This window comes from Streptomyces sp. NPDC059900 (assembly GCF_050270335.1).
In the GTDB taxonomy this organism is placed as follows: domain Bacteria; phylum Actinomycetota; class Actinomycetes; order Streptomycetales; family Streptomycetaceae; genus Streptomyces.
In genome coordinates, this window is record NZ_JBNNJZ010000139.1 from 1 (window position 1) to 17,116 (window position 17,116).

Annotated in this window: 9 protein-coding genes and 1 pseudogene; 6 read left to right on the top strand and 4 right to left on the bottom strand. The window is 65.9% G+C overall.

The window, feature by feature from the left end; all coding sequences use genetic code 11:
• The first annotated feature begins 40 nt into the window (after positions 1–40).
• Entirely contained in the window at positions 41–808 is a 768-nt protein-coding gene (locus ACQKIP_RS19940) for an SDR family oxidoreductase (RefSeq protein ID WP_365861171.1), read from the top strand.
• Between the two features lie 62 nt (positions 809–870).
• Here the strand turns inward: ACQKIP_RS19940 and ACQKIP_RS19945 are convergent, their stop codons facing one another.
• Positions 871–2,334: an FAD-dependent oxidoreductase gene (locus ACQKIP_RS19945; protein ID WP_365861172.1), complete on the bottom strand. Its 1,464-nt coding sequence runs from the start codon at positions 2,332–2,334 to the stop codon at positions 871–873.
• 45 nt (positions 2,335–2,379) lie between these two features.
• Positions 2,380–2,568 carry a hypothetical protein gene (locus ACQKIP_RS19950; protein ID WP_365861174.1) on the bottom strand — a complete coding sequence of 63 codons (189 nt, stop codon included), beginning with the start codon at positions 2,566–2,568 and terminating at the stop codon, positions 2,380–2,382.
• Between the two features lie 519 nt (positions 2,569–3,087).
• On the opposite strand from ACQKIP_RS19950, the gene ACQKIP_RS19955 reads away from it, so the two are divergent.
• From ACQKIP_RS19955 to aepY, 4 genes are all read left to right on the top strand, one after another.
• A complete protein-coding gene (locus tag ACQKIP_RS19955; RefSeq protein ID WP_427743608.1) occupies positions 3,088–9,744 on the top strand; it encodes a type I polyketide synthase in 6,657 nt (2,218 codons plus the stop codon).
• A 29-nt stretch (positions 9,745–9,773) separates the two neighbouring features.
• Entirely contained in the window at positions 9,774–10,811 is a 1,038-nt protein-coding gene (locus ACQKIP_RS19960) for a ketoacyl-ACP synthase III family protein (protein WP_365861177.1), read from the top strand.
• A gap of 81 nt (positions 10,812–10,892) precedes the next feature.
• A complete protein-coding gene (locus tag ACQKIP_RS19965) occupies positions 10,893–11,603 on the top strand; it encodes a DedA family protein (RefSeq protein WP_365861178.1) in 711 nt (236 codons plus the stop codon).
• Positions 11,600–12,706 carry a phosphonopyruvate decarboxylase gene (aepY, locus tag ACQKIP_RS19970; protein WP_365861179.1) on the top strand — a complete coding sequence of 369 codons (1,107 nt, stop codon included), beginning with the start codon at positions 11,600–11,602 and terminating at the stop codon, positions 12,704–12,706. The genes ACQKIP_RS19965 and aepY overlap by 4 nt, the downstream gene beginning before the upstream one ends.
• A 654-nt stretch (positions 12,707–13,360) precedes the next feature.
• Here aepY and ACQKIP_RS19975 read toward each other — a convergent pair.
• Positions 13,361–14,641 carry a hypothetical protein gene (locus ACQKIP_RS19975; RefSeq protein WP_365861181.1) on the bottom strand — a complete coding sequence of 427 codons (1,281 nt, stop codon included), beginning with the start codon at positions 14,639–14,641 and terminating at the stop codon, positions 13,361–13,363.
• A 566-nt stretch (positions 14,642–15,207) separates the two neighbouring features.
• Here ACQKIP_RS19975 and ACQKIP_RS19980 point away from each other — a divergent pair.
• Positions 15,208–15,767, top strand: a pseudogene (locus tag ACQKIP_RS19980) (transposase).
• A 48-nt stretch (positions 15,768–15,815) separates the two neighbouring features.
• Here ACQKIP_RS19980 and ACQKIP_RS19985 read toward each other — a convergent pair.
• Positions 15,816–17,116: Shedu anti-phage system protein SduA domain-containing protein (locus ACQKIP_RS19985; RefSeq protein ID WP_427743611.1), on the bottom strand; the 1,301-nt coding region annotated here is incomplete at its 5' end.

Genomic DNA, 17,116 nt, shown 5'->3' on the forward strand with positions numbered 1-17,116 from the left:
CTTAGATAACTGTCTAATCAGGGGTGTGGGGGACCGTTTGATGGCAAAGCCCACTCGATCGCGTACGGCTGTGATCACTGGAGCGAGCAGCGGCATCGGCGCAGCCACCGCGCGAGAATTGGCCCGCCAGGGCTACACGGTGGCGCTCACGGCGCGCAGGGCCGATCGCTTGGAAGCGGTTGCCAAGCAGGTTCACGCCGACGGCGGGACAGCGAAGGTTTACCCGCTGGACGTGACCGACCGTGAGGCGGTGACTGTGTTCGCCGGGCAGCTCGAAGCCTGCGATGTGCTGGTCAACATCGCGGGTGGCGCGTACGGGACCGAAGAGATCGCCCAGGCCGATCCGGCTGACTGGCAGCGCATGTACGAGGTGAACGTCCTCGGCGCGCTGCACATGACTCAGTCGCTGGTGCCGTTGCTGGTGGCCAGCGGCGATGGCGTGGTCGTCGTGCTGACGTCCACTGCCTCCTTCACCTGTTACGAGGGTGGTGGCGGTTACAGCGCTGCCAAGCACGGAGCCCACGTGCTGGCGCAGACGCTGCGGCAGGAGGTGTGCGGGCAGCCGCTGAGGGTCATCGAGATCGCGCCCGGCATGGTGCACACCGAGGAGTTCTCCCTGAACCGCTACCGCGGCAGCAGCGAAAAGGCCGATGCCGTGTACGCCGGGGTGCCCGACCCGCTGGTCGCCGAGGACGTCGCCGACGTGGTGGGCTATGCGGTGACCCGGCCACCGCACGTCAACATCGACCTGCTGGTGGTGCGCCCCCGGGCGCAGGCGGCCCAGCACAAGGTGCACCGCATCTCTTGACGGGCGGGAACGGGGCCGTCTCCTCCCTCGCGCGAAGGAGGAGACGGCCCCGTGGAGTGCCGTCAGCAGCCCGTGGCGCCGGGTGCGTCGAACTGGTCGGCGGCGTAGGCCGCCAGCTGGAGAGCTGCGGTGTGGTCGATGCCGAGTTCGGTGGCCGCCGACAGGACCGCGTCTGCCGCGGTGGGCGAGGTGCCCAGGTGCTTGGCGGTGGCGTGCAGCAGTTGCTCGTGCTCTTCCTTGCTCAGTCCCAGTCGCAGCGCGATGGCCTCGCCGCCGGCTGTCACCGAGCACACCCCCGTTTCCGGCAGCTGCAGTTCCACCGACTGGGCGGCTTCCAGGTCGCCTGCCAGGGCGGCAGCGATGGAACGCACCTGCTCGTAGCCGGTGAGCATGAGGAACGTGGGGGCGCGGCCGTAGCTCTTCATGCCGACGATGTAGTAGCCCGGTTCGGGGTGGGCCAGTTCGCGGTAGCCGTGCGGCGTGACGGTGCCGCAGGAGTGCTGGTTGGGGTCGATCAGCGGCGCCAGTGCGCGGGGCGCCGACATGATCGGGTCCAACTCCAGGCGCAGTTCGTCGCTGATGCCGTAGTCCGGGCGAAAGCCGGTGGCCGCCACGATCCTGTCGGCTGTGATGGTCTGCTCGCCGCCGTCGAGGGAAACCAGCTCGACCTGGTCTTCGCCCACGCGACGGATGCTGTGGGTGCGGAAGTTCGACGCCAAGGTGACGCGGCCGGTGTCCACCAGCATCTTCAGTCCCGAGCCGAGGGCACCGCGCGCGGGCAGCTCGTCGTCGCTGCCGCCGCCGAACGAGGCAGCCGGATCGGCGCTGCGGATGGCCCAGGTGATGGTGGTGCCCGGTGCGTCGTCCGCCAGCTCGGCCAGGGCCAAGAGGGTGTTGGCGGCCGAGTGTCCTGCGCCGACGATGACGGTGTGGCGCCCGGCGTGCTGGTCGCGGTCCGCGCCGAACACATCGGGCAGCCCGTGGGTGATCCATGCGGCAGCGTCGTGCTCGCCGTGGGCGGGCAGGCCGTTGGCACCCACGACGTTGGGCTGATGCCAGGTGCCGGAGGCGTCGATGACCGTACGGGCCAGCAGCTCCTCGCCGTCGGCGAGGCGGACGACGAAGGGAGCTTGCTCGCGGCCGGCGGTGCGCAGGCGGTCGATGCCTCGGCGGCTCAGAGCGGTGACGGTCGCGCCGTAGCGGATGTGCGGTGCCAGGGCGGGCAGTTCGGCCAGTGGCTGCAGGTACTGCTTGACCAGGTCTCCGCCGGTCGGCAGCTCCGATGCGTCCGGCTCCTGCCAGTCGGCCTCGGCCAGCAGGCGCCGGGCGGCGGGGTCAGTGTTGTACTCCCATGGGCTGAACAGCTGGACGTGGGACCAGGACCGCACTGCTGCTGCCGGTGTGTTGCCGGCTTCCAGCACTACGAAAGGGACGTTGCGTTCGGCCAGATGTGCGGCGGCGGCCAGGCCGATCGGGCCCGCTCCGATCACGGCGACGGGAAACTGGTCGAGGCTTTGGTCAACCACGGTGTCGTGTCCTTTCAGATGCTGAGACTAAGACGGCCGCCGACATCAGGCGGCGCCGGAGGGTGCGGGTGCGATGCCGTCCGCGCCGGAGGCGGTCTGCTGGGTGCGGAGTGCTGCGGCCTGTTCGGCCCGCTGGCGCAGCTCGGCGATACCGGCACAGCAGGCGCCGCCGGTCTCGAGCCCGGTGTTCTGATCGGCTTGGTCCGGCCCCGAGTTGGTGGTCTGTTCGCTCAACGAGATCGACTCCTGTCCAGGGTCTTCGCTTGGCGTGTCCGGCGGCCCGCTTGCCGCTGACGCGACGGGTTTATCACCGACACCTATATAGACAAATGACGAATCAAGAACTAGGATCTTTCTTGATTCGACAGATGTCAACCTGAACCCAGAGATCGGCGGTATGTGACGAGGGTCACTGAGTCGCGCGTTGCGAAGAGCCCTCTCACAAGCCAATCTCGATACATGTCGAAACAGCGGGGGCGTTCGGCAACGGGCAACTGTCCTGTGCCGCAACAACGTTGGAAGACCGGTGGCTTCGCCGACAAGCTGCCATGGCTGATCGACCGCACGACGCACTCGCCATGCGTCGTGCCACCGTCCTCGTAGACGGAGCCGATTCTCCCGTCACCCTCGAACACCATTCGCGTGCACGCCCGCCACCGAGCCGGCACTGCTGTCCGCTCGCCGCGTGCGCGCAATGGGTCTCACACGTGCTGCGTTCCAGTTAACGGCTTCGCCATGCCCGGAAGGACACCCATGCCGCACGACCCCACACCTGCTGCAGACCTTGTCAGCGAACCGATCGCCATCATCGGCATGGCCGGCCGGTTCGCCGATGCCACCAGCCCTCAGGAACTGTGGAAGATGCTCTTGGAGGGCCGCGACGCTATAACCGAGATACCCTCCGAGCGCTACGACATCGACGCGGTCTACGATCCCGCCCCCCGTACCCCCGGACGCACTGTCAGCCGGTGGGGAGGCCTGCTGCGCGATATCGACGCCTTCGACGCCGAATTCTTCGGGGTTTCTCCCCGCGAGGCCGACCGAATGGATCCCCAGCAGCGGCTGCTGCTGGAAACCGCCTACGAGGCACTCGAAGACGCCGGACAGTCCGCCGCCAGGCTGGCGGGCTCCGATGCGGGCGTTTTCATCGGTCAACTCGGCGGTGACTACTGGCATCTGCAGTACGACAGGCGTGACCAGCTCGACCTGTACGCGATGACGGGTGCCGCCTCACGCGCCATCACCTCCGGGCGTCTTTCCTACGCCTTTGACCTGCGCGGGCCCAGCTTCACCGTCGACACGGCCTGTTCGTCTGCCTTGGTTGCCGTGCACAACGCTGTGCAGGCCCTGCGCCTGGGAGAGTGCCATCTGGCGATCGCCGGTGGTGTGAACATCGTTCTGCTGCCGGAAGAAGGCGTCGTCTACTCCGGCGCTGGGATGCTGGCCAGCGACGGGCGCTGCAAGTTCGGCGATGCCTCCGGTGACGGATTCGTGCGCAGTGATGGCGTCGGCGCCGTCATCCTCAAGCCGCTGAAGGCCGCTCTGTCCGACGGTGACCGCATTCGTGCCGTCATTCGCGGTTCTGCCATCGGCAACGACGGCCGGAGCAGCGGATACCTCGTCACCCCCGCCGTCGAGGGCCAGCGCGATGTCCTTCAACGCGCTTACGCCAACGCCGGCATCGACCCCGCCGGTGTCGACTACATCGAGGCCCACGGCACCGGCACCAGCGTCGGTGACCCCGTGGAGTTGCAGGCCCTCGCCGACGTGATCGGCCCCCGCGCGAAGGACGAGCACTGCCTGGTCGGCTCGATCAAGACCAACATCGGTCACGCCGAGGCCGCCGCCGGCATCGCCGGACTCATTAAGGCCGTCCTGTGCCTGGAGCACGGCACCGTGCCGCCCAACCTGCACCTGAAAAACCCCAACTCGGCCGTCGCCTGGGACGAACTACCGTTGCAGATCCCTACACAGACCACCGCGCTGCCTGATCGCGGCAGACCGTATGTCGCCGGAGTCAGCAGCTTCGGATTCTCCGGAACCAACGCCCACCTGGTCCTCGAAGCCGCCCCCGCCCCGCAAGCCGAAGACGCACAGGATCTGGAGCCGGCTCGCACCGAGCTGTTGACCCTGTCCGCCCTCACCCCTGAAGCCCTCGTCGAAACGGCTCGCCGTATGGCGGACCACCTGACCGGCGCGGGGGTGGACCAGAGCCTGCGCGACATCTGCCACTCCGCGGCCATGCGCCGCACCCTGCACGATGCGCGCCTTGCCGTTCCCGTAGACAACCACACAGAAGCAGTCGACGCCCTGCGCACCTTCGCTGAAGGACAGGACGAACCCGGCCTGTCCTTCAGCTACTACACCGACTCCAGCACGACGCCCAGGATCGCGTTCGTTTTCCCCGGGCAGGGCTCGCAGTGGGTCGGCATGGGCCGTCAACTTCTCGACAGCGAACCGGTGTTCCGTGACGCCATGCACGAGTGCGACGGCGCCATCCGCACCGAGACCGGATGGTCGGTCGTCGACCTGCTGCGGTCGGGTGACGAAGACCGATTCAAGGAACTGGACGTCATCCAGCCCACCCTGTGGGCCATGGAGATTGCCCTCGCCCAGCTGTGGCGCTCCTGGGGCGTGGAACCCGACGTCGTCATCGGCCACAGCATGGGCGAGTCCGCCGCGGCCTACATCGCCGGATCCCTCAGCCTCGCCGACGCCGCCGCCGTCATCTGCCGCCGCAGCCGTCTCGCCAAGCGGCTCTCCGGTCGCGGCACGATGGCCTGGGTCGGACTGCCCGCCGAGGAAGCGGCCCGTGCGCTGGCCGGGTACGAGGACAAGGTCGCGGTGGCCGCGATCAACAGCCCCACCTCCACCCTGCTGTCCGGTGACGGAGACGCGCTCACCAAGGTGTTGGCCGACCTCGACACCCGCGAGGTCGCCAACCGCCGTGTCAACGTGGACTTCGCCTCCCACTGCCCGCAGATGGACGCTCTGCGCGACGACCTCACGGCCGAACTGGCGCACCTGACCCCTGGGCCGGGCACCATCCCGCTGCACTCGACCCTGCTCAATGAAGTCATCGACGGCTCGGCCATGAACGCCGAGTACTGGGTACGCAACATCCGCCAGCCCGTCGACTTCGTCGGTGCCGTCCGCGGACAACTCGCTCTCGGTGAAACCGTGTTCATCGAAGTCAGCCCGCACCCGCTGCTGATCAACGGAATCCGGGAGACCGGACGCGCCGACAACCAGGAAGTGACGGCCGTCGGCAGCCTGCGCCGCCAGGACGACGAACGCGGCTGCCTCCTCACCTTCGCCGCCTCCCTGCACACCTCGGGCGTACCGCTCGACTTCGAGGCTCTGGCCGGGCCCGGCTCCTTCGTTCCCCTGCCGACCTACCCGTGGCAGCGCACCCAGCACTGGATCGACCCCGCCCCCAAGGCTGCCGAATTGCCCGCTCCCGCCTCGGCCGACGCGGCGACTCCGCGCGCCTCGGCCGCATCGCATCCATTGCTGGGCACGGAGACCGGAGGCGAGGGCATCAGCCGGATCTGGCAGGGCCCCCTGGATCTTCAGCGCAACGCCTACCTGCGCGACCACCGCATCCAGGACACGATCATCCTGCCCGGCACAGCCCACCTCGAACTCGTCGCCGCAGCCTCCCACATCGTGCTCGGCGACGGTGCCCTGTCGCTCTCCGACGTCCACTACCACCGCGCTCTGTTCCTGGAAGAGTCCGCACCACCGCCCGAAGTACGCGTCATCGCCACACCCGCCGCCGACGGCAGCCTGCACTGCTGCATCTACAGTCAGGGCGCCGACAACGACAGCGTCGAATGGACGCTGCACACCGAAGCCACCGCCTGCCCCCTCACCGCAGAAGCCGCCGCCGGGACCGAACCTCTGGAGGTCATCCGAGGCCGGTGCGGTGAGCACCAGGACGCCGGCGACTTCTATCCGTGGAACGCTGAGCGCGGCAACCAGTGGAACGGCGCCTTCCAAGGCGTGGCCGAACTGTGGCGCACCGACGGGGAAGTCCTCGCCCACCTGATCTGCCCCACCGAGCTGCGCGAGGGCCTGGAGCAGTACCACTTCCACCCGGCCCTCCTCGACGCCAGCGGCCACTCCATGGCAGCCGCCCGCCCGCTGACCGCCCCCGGTGAGGAAGGCGTCTTCGTTCTCGGAGGCATCGACGAAGTCCGCTTCTTCGGCCGGCCGTCCACATCGATGCACAGCCACGCCCGCCTGCTGCCCGCTCCGCGCGAAGACTCCTTCAGCGCCGACATCGACATCCGCGATGACGACGGGCGGCTGCTGGCCCAGATGCGCGGCCTGCGCCTGCAATACCTGGCCGGTCACGCACCCGCACCGCTGACACCGCACATCGAGGACACCGCCGTGGCCGCCACCGAATCCGCCCCGTCTGTACCCGTCGCCGATGGCGGACGGGAATCCTGGCTGCACACCCTCACCTGGGAAGCCGCCCCGCACCAGACCTCGACCACCAGCCGACAGCCGGACGGCTTCTGGCTGGTGCTGACCGACAGCGGCCCCACCGGCCGTGCCCTCATCCGTGAACTGTCCTGGCGCGGCGAGCGCGTCATCGCCATCACCGCCGCAGCAGGCCACATGGCCGGAGCGGGCGAACGCTACCGCCTCGACCCGGCCAACCCCGACCACTACATCGACACCCTGGCCGACATCGCACGTGAGGGCACCTGCCGCGGCGTCATCCACCTGTGGGCGCTGGACGCGCAGGTCGGGCTCGACGCCACCGCGACCGAGATCGGCCGCACCCAACTCCTCACCGGGCACAGCGTCTTGCACCTGATGCGGGCTCTGGACAAGCACTCCCTCGGCCGCCCGCCGCTCTGGCTGATCACTCAGCTCGCGCAGGCCACCAGCTCCACGGACACGGTCCGCAACCCTTTCCAAGCACCGCTGTGGGGCTTGGGCCGGACGATTGCCGCAGAGACGCCTTCCCTCAGCCCCCGACTGGTCGACATCGACCGGTCCCCGGACAGCATCTCCGCCCTGGCCGACCTGCTGCAGAAGCCCGACACGGAAAACCAGACGGCACTGCGCGACGGCCGCCGTCTTGCCGCCCGTCTACGCAAGGCGCTCGCCACTGCCAGCAGGCCGCAGAACCTGTCACTGCCCACGCCCGGCGTCCTGGACGACCTCCGTCTCCAGCCCGCTGCGCATCGGCCCCTCGGGCCCGACGACGTCCGCATCCAGGTCGCCCACGCCGGGGTCAACTACCGCGACGTACTGCTGACCCTGGGCGCGTACCCCGGACAGGACGATCAGCCACCGACGCTCGGTTGGGAGTGCGCGGGCACCGTCACCGAGATCGGCAGCCGAGTCACCGACGTTGCCGTTGACGATGAGGTCATAGCCTTCGCCGACGGCTCCCTGGCCACCGAAGTCGTCACGCGTGCCTGCCTGACCGCTCCCAAGCCGGCCCGCCTGACCACAGCCCAGGCCGCGACCCTGCCCGCCTCCTACCTGACCGCGTACCACGCGCTGCACGATCTCGCCCGTATCGAGCGCGGCGACAAGATCCTCATCCACTCCGCCACCGGCGGCACCGGACTGGCAGCCTTGAACGTAGCCCGCTGGAGGGGCGCCCGGATCTACGCCACTGCCGGAAGTGACGTTAAGCGCCAATTGCTCGCCGAGCTCGGCGTGGACCGCGTCGCCGACTCCCGCAGCCTGGACTTCGCCGACGCCTTTCGCCCCGCCCGGGGCGAGGAGGGGTTCGACGTCATCCTCAACACGCTGGCGGGTGAGGCCATCCCAGCCAATCTCTCCCTGATGGCGCCCTACGGGCACTACCTCGAACTGAGTAAGCGGGACATCCTCGACGACAACCCGCTGCCCCTGCGCGCCTTCGCCCGCAACCTTTCCTTCCACGCCGTCGACGTCGTCCACATGATCCAGAATGCTCCGGAGCGGGCCGGACGCATCCTGCGCGCGGCAGCAGCCCTGGTCGAGCGTGGTGATCTGCAGCCCCTGCCGCATACGGAGTTCGCCGCCGACCAGGCAGCCGATGCGTTCCGACTCATGGCCCAGTCCCGCCACACCGGGAAGATCGTCCTGTCGTTCGGCCACGGCACCGCCTCTAGTTCTTCGGCGGCAGCACGCACACCGGCGGTTGCCATCCACGGTGAGGGCACCTACCTGGTGACCGGGGGAGCAGGCGGCATCGGCGGCAGGCTGGCCCTGTGGCTCGCCGACCAAGGCGCTCGCCACCTCCTGCTCACCGGCCGCAGCTCATTGCCCAGCCCTGGGACCCAGCTTCCCGACGATCACCCGCACGCTGCGGCTCTCAGCGTCCTCGACGAACTCGCCGAGCGCGGCGTCAGCGTGCAGTACGAGGCCGCCGACGTAGCCGACCACCACGCCATGCAGGCGCTGCTGACCGGCCGCCACCGCCAGGGTCAGCCGCCCATCCGCGGTGTCTTCCACGCGGCAGGCGTCATCGACTACGCCCCGCTGAGTGACATGACCCCCGCGGACCTCGACACGGTTCTGGCTGCCAAGATTTCCGGAGCCTGGAACCTGCACCGGCTCCTGCACGACCAAGAAGTCGACGCGTTCATTCTTTTCTCCTCCGGATCAGCGCTCCTCGGCTCGCCCATGCTCGGCGGCTACGCGGCCGGTAATGCCTTCCTCGACGCCCTGGCCCACCACCGGCACGCGCACGGTCGACCGGCCACGGTTGTCAACTGGGGCTTCTGGGACAGCGTGGGCATGGTGGCCCGCAAGGAGCGGCAGGAAGAACGTACGCTCCTGCCACAAGGCATGTCCTCCTTCAGCCCCGACGATGGATTCGCCGTACTGGCAAGCCTCCTTGGTGAGGGACGCCTGCACACCGTTGTTCTGCGCGCCGACTGGCCCGCGTGGGCACAGGCTTACCCGACGGCAGCCACCGCGCCGCTTCTGCGGCACCTTACGGCCACGCGCCGGCCGGCCTCATCCGGCACGGCGGCTCAGGCCCCGGCCGCCGCGGCGCCTGCACCCGTAGCGGTAGCGACACTGGCCCCGAGCAAGCACACGCCCGAACCCGCACTTGCTGCCGCGACGCCGAAGAAGGCCAACATTCCCGCCCCCCGGTCGGCCGATGTCGCGCCGGCACCTGCGGCCGTCGTGCCCAGCACGGACCTGCTGGAGTCGGTCAAGCGGGAAGTGGCTGTCGTGATGGGGCTGCGCCCCGAGCGGCTCAATGTGAACCGGCCGTTGAACCGACTCGGGATGGATTCGCTGATGGCGGTGGAGCTGCGGAACCGTATCGAGCGGGAGTACCAGGTGAAGCTGCCGATGGTGCAGCTGTTGAAGGACGGCACGATCGCCACGGTCGTCCAGGCGCTGACCGCTGAACTCAACTCCGCCAACGCTTCGGCCTGACCGACCGACAGACGAGGATCGAGCCACCCGTGAAAACCACAGACATCCGCATCGCTGGTCTCGGCACCTACATCCCCGAGATCGTCGACGCTCAAAAGGCCGTCGCTCTCGGCCTGTACGACGCCGACGAGTATGAGTGGTACGGCTGGACCGGCGCGGCCGTCGCCGACGACATGCCCGCGCCCGACATGGCCGTCGCCGCGGCCCGTCAAGCCATGGAACGCTCCCAGGTACACCCACACGACATCGACATGCACATCCACGCCTGCGGCCACGAACAGGGCCCCGAAGGATGGTCACCGCAGCACTACATCCTGCGCCACATCACCGACCGCGACGTGCCCTCTTTTGGTGTCTGGCAGGCATGCAGCGGACTGATCGGCTCGCTGGAACTGGCCGCTTGCTACCTCCAGGCCGTCCCCGAGCGCACCACTGCCCTGCTCACAGGTGCCGACAATGTCGGCACCCCGAACTTCAACCGGTGGGCCTTCGGCATCCAGAACGGCGTGCTGGGCGACGCCGGCAGCGCCGTCCTGCTGTCCAAGACCGACGGCTTCGCCAGCCTGCTGTCCATCAACACCGGCTCCACCGCCGAGGTCGAGGAGCAATACCGAGGGGCCGAGCCGCTCTTCCCGCCGTCTTTGACGGTGGGGCGCAGCATGGACTTCAAGGAACGTCTGGCCGCCACCGGCGGACTGGAGGAGACCGTCGCCGAAGTCGTACGCCGTCAGGGCGAACTGCGAACTGAGATAGCCCTGCGCACTCTGGCCGAAGCCGGTCTCGAACCGGCGGACGTCACCCGCGTCGCCCACGTCTTCACCGGCCAGGAGAGCTACCTCAAGGTGATCCTGGACCCCATGGGCCTCTCACCCGACCTGGGACTGCTTGACTTCGGCCGCAACCTGGGACACCTGACGGTCAACGACCAGATCGTCGGCCTCGACCACCTCGTCGCCACCAGCCAGGTCGGGCCGGGCGACCACGTCCTCATCGTCGCCCACGGCGGCGGAGTCTCCATAACCTGCGCCGTCGTACGCATCGACCACCGACCCCACTGGGCCCAGTAGCCCGCGCTTCCGGGAGCCGGCCCCTTACGGACCGGCTCTCGGATCTTCCATTTCCCGCCTCACATCCAGGGACCTCAGGCCATGCTGAACCTCGCCGCCTCACCCTTACTCGATGCCGAACAACTCATCTCCACCTTCGGCCTGCTGGGCATCATGGCCACCGTCTTCGCGGAGTCGGGCCTGATCGTCTGCTTCTTCCTGCCCGGCGACTCACTGCTGTTCACCGCAGGCCTGCTGGTCGCCAACGACCAGATCCTGCACCAGCCTCTATGGGTGGTCATGCTGGCCATCGCCGTCGCCGCCGTACTGGGCGACCAGTTCGGCTACGCCTTCGGCCGCAAGATAGGCCCCGCACTGTTCAGGCGGCCCAACTCCCGCTTCTTCAAGCAGGAGAACGCCGAACGCGCGCAGGAATTCATGCTCAAGCACGGCCCCAAAGCCCTGGTGATGGCCCGCTTCATCCCGGTGTTCCGGACTTTCATCCCCATCACGGCTGGCGTCGGCCGCATGACCTACCGGACGTTCTTCCTGTTCAACGTCATCGGTGCCGTCCTGTGGTCCGTCAGCCTCACCCTGGTCGGCTACTACCTCGGCCAGATCGCCTTCGTCCGCGACAACATCGAAGGCATAGTCATCGGAATCGTCCTGATCTCCGGTATCCCGATCATCATCGAGGGCATCAAGATGAGGCGTCGCAGCCGCCAGGCAGCGTCCGCTGATGCCGCGTCGGTCGCGCCCCCTGCCGAGGTCGACGCGACACCCGCCACGGAAACGGAGCTGCCCCGCCCATGATCTCCGCTGAAGATTTCTGTGACATCCTCGCCGACCGAGGCTTCACCACCGCCAGCGGTGTACCCTGCTCCCACTTCGGCGGACCCATCGCCCACCTCAGCACCAAGCCCGGCCGCTACGTCCCCGCCCCCAACGAGGGCAACGCCCTGGCGGTCGCGGCCGGCGCCGCCCTGGGCGGGCAGCGCGCCTACGTCATGCTGCAGAACTCCGGACTGGGCAACCTCATCAACCCGCTCACCTCACTGGTGATGACGTACCAACTGCCCATCCTCACCTTCGCCAGCCTGCGCGGCTGGCCCGACCCGTCCAGCGACGAGCCCCAGCACGCCGTGATGGGACCGTCCACGCACGGCATCCTCGACAGCGTCGGCAGCCCGCACTACACGCTGCACGCCGCGGACGGCATCGAGCGGTTCACCGAGATACTCGACGCCGCGGACAAGGACCTGGCCGACCGGCGAGCTCCCTTCGTCCTGGTGGAACGCGGAGCTATCGGCAAAGCGACTGCCCAGGAGACCGAGACGCCCACGGGCCTGGCCAGCAGCACCGCGATCCGCGTGGTGACCGATACCTGCCCAGACGCGTCTGTCATCGCCACTACCGGCTTCACCGGCCGCGACGTCTTCGCAGTCGCCGACCGTCCCGGAAACTTCTACATGCAAGGCTCCATGGGCCACGCCTCGTCAGTCGGCCTGGGCGTCGCGCTGGCCCACCCCGAGCGCACTGTCGTGGTGCTGGACGGCGACGGCGCCGCGCTGATGCACCTCGGCGCCCTGTCGATGATTGGACATGAGGCACCCGCCAACCTCATCCACGTCATCCTCGACAACCAGATTCACGAGTCCACCGGCGGCCAGTCGACGACCTCCAACAGCACCTCGTTCCCCGCCGCGGCGCTCGCGGCTGGTTACCGCACCGCGGTGGGCTGCCAGAGCGAAGAAGCCCTGCGCAGCGCGGTCTTGGAAGCCAAGGCCGCTTCGGGACCGCACCTGATCAGCGTGCGAACCCTGCCGCGCACCGGCGCGATCCCACCGCGCGCCACCAACGCCCTCACCCCGGTCGCGATCCGCGACCGATTCCAGCAGGACCTGCGCGACAACTGAGCCCTGTATCCCGACTAAGCAGAATCCCGTCCTTGTCGGGAACCAGGCTCCAGCGGACGTGGTTCCCAATGAGGGGCCGGTAGAGAGTGCCCTGCGCGGCCCGCCGAAACGAGGCGGGCCGCGCAGGGCTTTGCTCGTGGCGGAGGCGGATTGTGCAAATTGTGGATCCCAAGTAGTTAGTGCGGCCCTCGGGGATACGACGTGCGTGAAGTGCTCGGCGCTTAAGCGCTCGCGATGGGTGGCTAACGGCCTCGTGCGTGTTTGGCGGAGCGACCTGACTGGTGTTGCCCACGGAATTCATCCCATGGTCTCCGGGGGCAGATGGCTTGCCTGCCCGGCCCAGGCGGACGACGGCCGGTACCACCTCATCGAGGAGTTCACGGCGGCCGTGGTGGCGAGCCACGACGCTCGACAGTCCTGAGTTGGGCGATGCCGTGCTCTACGGGAGAGACGCGATCTGTACTGCTGGGTGAACACCTCTTCCCGCCGCGTTGAGGTGTTCTTCCTGAACTTGCCGTGCCGTGACGTAATCGCTAGACCGCAAGTTTGGATTCGACAATCTGCACTGCTACGCAGAAGTTCCCGAACACACAGTCAGAACTGCGGATCGGAGAGGCTATCTGCCTATCATCTCCTCAAGCTTGAGATCTTAAATCAGTTCATCCAAAGGATGGGCTCCAGAACATTCACTGGATAAACCCCTCCGACTATTTCGGGGCCATCATCGTGCCAGATGACTTTGCGGCGCCTATCTGATCCCTGCTCCTGCAAGGGAAAGCCGACGGAGGATGTTGCAAAATACCGGACACGGCTTGCGTGAAAGAACCGGCGAATTGAGAAATCGACGAATGATGCGCTGGTGTCAGACGCTATCTTCCTGAAGAGGGCATCTGGATTTAACACTCTCAGGTCGCTGGAGCCGCTGGGGCTTCGAGCTACAAGTCCGTACTCTATTGCTCTATCAAAAACTTCCGCAGTGTCTGCCTTGGATACGCATACTGCGAGTCGGTGCGGAAGGCGTCCGCCCATGAATCCCTGCTCCGTCTCGATCTTGCGCTCTAGGCCACTTAGGGTCGAATGAAAGTAATCCCACGCGTCTTCGCATTGCGCCTCGCGAACTGCGTCGAAAAAATAGATGATTCCGTCGGCCTGTGCAAGTAGGTCAATCACTTGCTGCTGCCTGCTGTGGCGAGAATCGAAGGACCCGCCCGGCGGATCAAATATGGACAGCTGTATCCGCAGGGGTATCTTTCTTACTTTGCGCCGCCCGTGCCACGGGTAAGAGATGTGCACGGGGCTGGTGAGATGGAAGCGTATAGGCCGCCCAATCATGGTCGCCGGGGGGAAGCGGCAGTGGCCCACCAGATCAATCGTTGCCTCGTCGAGGAAGTAGGCCGAGTTCTCGTCTCCTCCGACAAGCGTCCAGTTTCTAGGTGCGTAGGCTATGGCGGCATTTAGGGCCGCCAGGAAGCATGTTTTCCCGGAAGCTGGAGGTCCCCAGAGGACAATTTTCCTGTGTATGTCGACATGGTCCACGGGTGTGGGCCATGGTATCGGCGTTTCGGCGTCTTCTAGGTGCAAGGGGGGTAACTCAAAAGGCCTCGTTTCGTCTAAATTGCCGCTTGGTGGTTCCTCATTCCTCGACTGGCTGGTGGATAGTCTCATCCATGTACTTTGCCAAGGCTCCCATTCGGATCTTGGTATCTTAAAAGCAACCAATAGGTGATGTAGTTGATCTAGTTTAGGTAGGCGTTTCCCTTTGAGGATGTCGTGAGCGGTGGATTTTGGGATATACCCCTCACTGATGCGTGCGATAGTTTCGAGTGAGGGGTTTCCAGCCCAGTGGCGAGCCTCCTGCATCTTTGCAGCGAACTCGGCTGTGGTGGACGCGTTCGTGGGGTCGGACTCTCCCCGAAGGGGCGGGAAGTCAGTCATTACATCCCTCCGCTAGATCAGCTCTCCTGCCTCCGGTCGAGTCTTCCCGCCCCAGACCGTGCGAGAACATCCGGCGGCCTCCCACGCTGTCCGGCTGCGTGGCGCTTTTTGATCTTCGAGGTCCGAGTATTTCCGGGACTAGGGGTGCTGTCTGGCTGAGCAAGGGCTGTGGGGGTTCGATGGCGTTGTCAGCTCACACGGAGTGCCAGCCATGATCCATTTAATGTGTTGCAGGGCGCCAGGGTTCGGGTTTGCTGGGTACCAAATGAATCTAGGGGTGGCTAATCGTGTCAACGCTCGCTTTGCTCGTTGCGCTGTTGCTGGTTCTGGTCTGTTTCATCGCCATGGCCGGGTTGGCATACGCAGTCCACCGACACCCGGCTCTCGCACAGCCGCTAACAGTTGCGCTCGCGGGGGCTGGCGTATTGGCTGTCGTGGTCTTCGGGATCCTTCAGTTCCGCATCGGAATTTGAAGCTTGCACTTAGAGCTCGTAACACGATCTTGTTGAAGTGCGCTGGTTGGCCGTGACCGGTGTGACGATTTGGCCGTTCGTGACGGTGTGAGTATTCGGCCGTGGATTGTGGACGACGACTTGTGGGCGCTGATCGAGCCGCTCCTGCCGCCTTGGCCGGAACGGTCTCCAGGGCCTCGGCCGGTGCCGGACCGGCTCTGTCTGCAGGGCATCCTGTTCGTCCTCTACAACGACGCAGCCTGGCAACTCCTGCCCCTGGAGCTGGGCTTCGGCTCGGCATCACCACCGCGGCGAACGTCAACGACGTCACCCAGACCCTCGCCCTGGTCGACGGCAGCCCGCCCGTCGCGGGCCGCCCCGGCCGGCCTCGCCGCCGACCAGACGCCCTGCTCGGCGACAAGGGCTACGACTCCAACCCGAACCGGAACGCGTTGCACGAGCGCCGGATCCTGCCTGTCGTCTCGCGCAAGGGATCACCCAACATCAAGAGCATCGGCAAGCTCCGCTACGTCGTCGAGCAGACCTTCGCCCTGCTCCACCACCTCAAACGCCTCGCCGTCCGATGGGAACGACGCACCGAACTCCACGACGCCTTCGTCTCCCTCGCCTGCAGCCTCATCTGCTACCGACGCCTCAAGAAGACCTACTCATGATCATGCTACGAGCTCATAGACTTGTCCGCCGGGATTAGAGCGTACTCGTCAAAGTTCGCCCCCGATACCAGGAGATTCGAGGTCATCCTCGTAGAAGCGGAGTGCCTCTTCCGCCCTTTCGATCAGATTCAAGTAGGTCAAAACCTGCACCCGGCCCTGGTCCGCATTGTAAGAACGGATGGCATGAGTGACCATCTGCTTAGTTACGCCAGGCACCTCCACGTGATCGGGATTCCCGATCACAACAGTTCCCCGCGCACGAAGAAAATCGTATTCAAGGGAATCTTCGGTACGGTAAATCGTTTGCAGGGTTGCTCCCGAGTCATCCATTCTCTGAATGTAGTTCTTGCATTGACTTACTGCCTCGTGCACCTCGTTCGACATGATCAAACTACCGCGATGTCTCCTGACAAGTGGGGCTCCGGGCTTCTTGAGTTCCACGACATGAACGCTTTGGTCAGCTCGCACGAGAAGAATGTCGTGCTGGTCACGGGGGAACAGGTCACGTCGCTTCGAGGTTCCCGTGTACTCGCCCCCGAAAATCCAGCGATTGGATTCAATTAGCCGTTGAACTACAGCTTCCGGCGTACTTCTTTCACCGACGACCTCGCGCAGCTTCTGCAGTAGTTCGCGTCGTTGCCTGATGACCTCTAGCTGAGCGGATCGGTGGTACTTCTCGGTCGGGTCCAATGTGGGAGCGATGCTCCCGTCCTTGCGGTACGTGACGACCTGAATCCGCACATCTTCGTCGGTCCCCAACTCAGGGGGTCCGGATTCTCCGTTGGGTCCCGTCGCCGTAACTACGTCATAGTGCCCACCGCCCGTCCAGTTCACTTCGTGTGTGATTCCGCCTGGATCGCTACCGCTGATTACTTTATCCAGACGGTCACGCACAACGTTCAACTCGCTGTCAATAGCGAGCCAGCGGCGGTTCGTTTTGTGCGCGACTGCAGCGGCCGTTCCTGAGTCGCCAAAATAGTCGAATACCAGGTCACCGGGTCTGGTCGCGATCGTGAGAATATGCTTCAGCAGTTGTTCCGGTGATGGAGTCGGCTGGTGCATTTCATCGAGCAGTCTGCTCAGGTGCTGGCGCGCTTGAGAACTTGTCCCCACATCAGCCGAACTCCATAGCGTGGTGGGCGGCCTGTCCGGCGCCTCCGATAAATAGAGCTTCAGCTTTGGGTGACCGTCGGCCGACCATGCGATACGCGCATCAAGATCAAGCTTTTTGAATTCCTGCTGCGTGAATCGCCAAGACCGGCGGCCAGGTGGCTGTACAGCGGTTCCGGACGGACCTACCACTTCGTAGCGCAGATCCTCACGCGACCCGGGGTAGGACAGGTCAGCTG

Excerpts from the sequence above, each read along its gene's own strand:
- aepY (WP_365861179.1), top strand. The coding sequence starts at position 11,600 with ATGATCTCCGCTGAAGATTTCTGTGACATCCTCGCCGACCGAGGCTTC.
- ACQKIP_RS19975 (WP_365861181.1), bottom strand. The coding sequence starts at position 14,641 with ATGACTGACTTCCCGCCCCTTCGGGGAGAGTCCGACCCCACGAACGCG.
- ACQKIP_RS19965 (WP_365861178.1), top strand. The coding sequence starts at position 10,893 with ATGCTGAACCTCGCCGCCTCACCCTTACTCGATGCCGAACAACTCATC.
- ACQKIP_RS19955 (WP_427743608.1), top strand. The coding sequence starts at position 3,088 with ATGCCGCACGACCCCACACCTGCTGCAGACCTTGTCAGCGAACCGATC.
- ACQKIP_RS19940 (WP_365861171.1), top strand. The coding sequence starts at position 41 with ATGGCAAAGCCCACTCGATCGCGTACGGCTGTGATCACTGGAGCGAGC.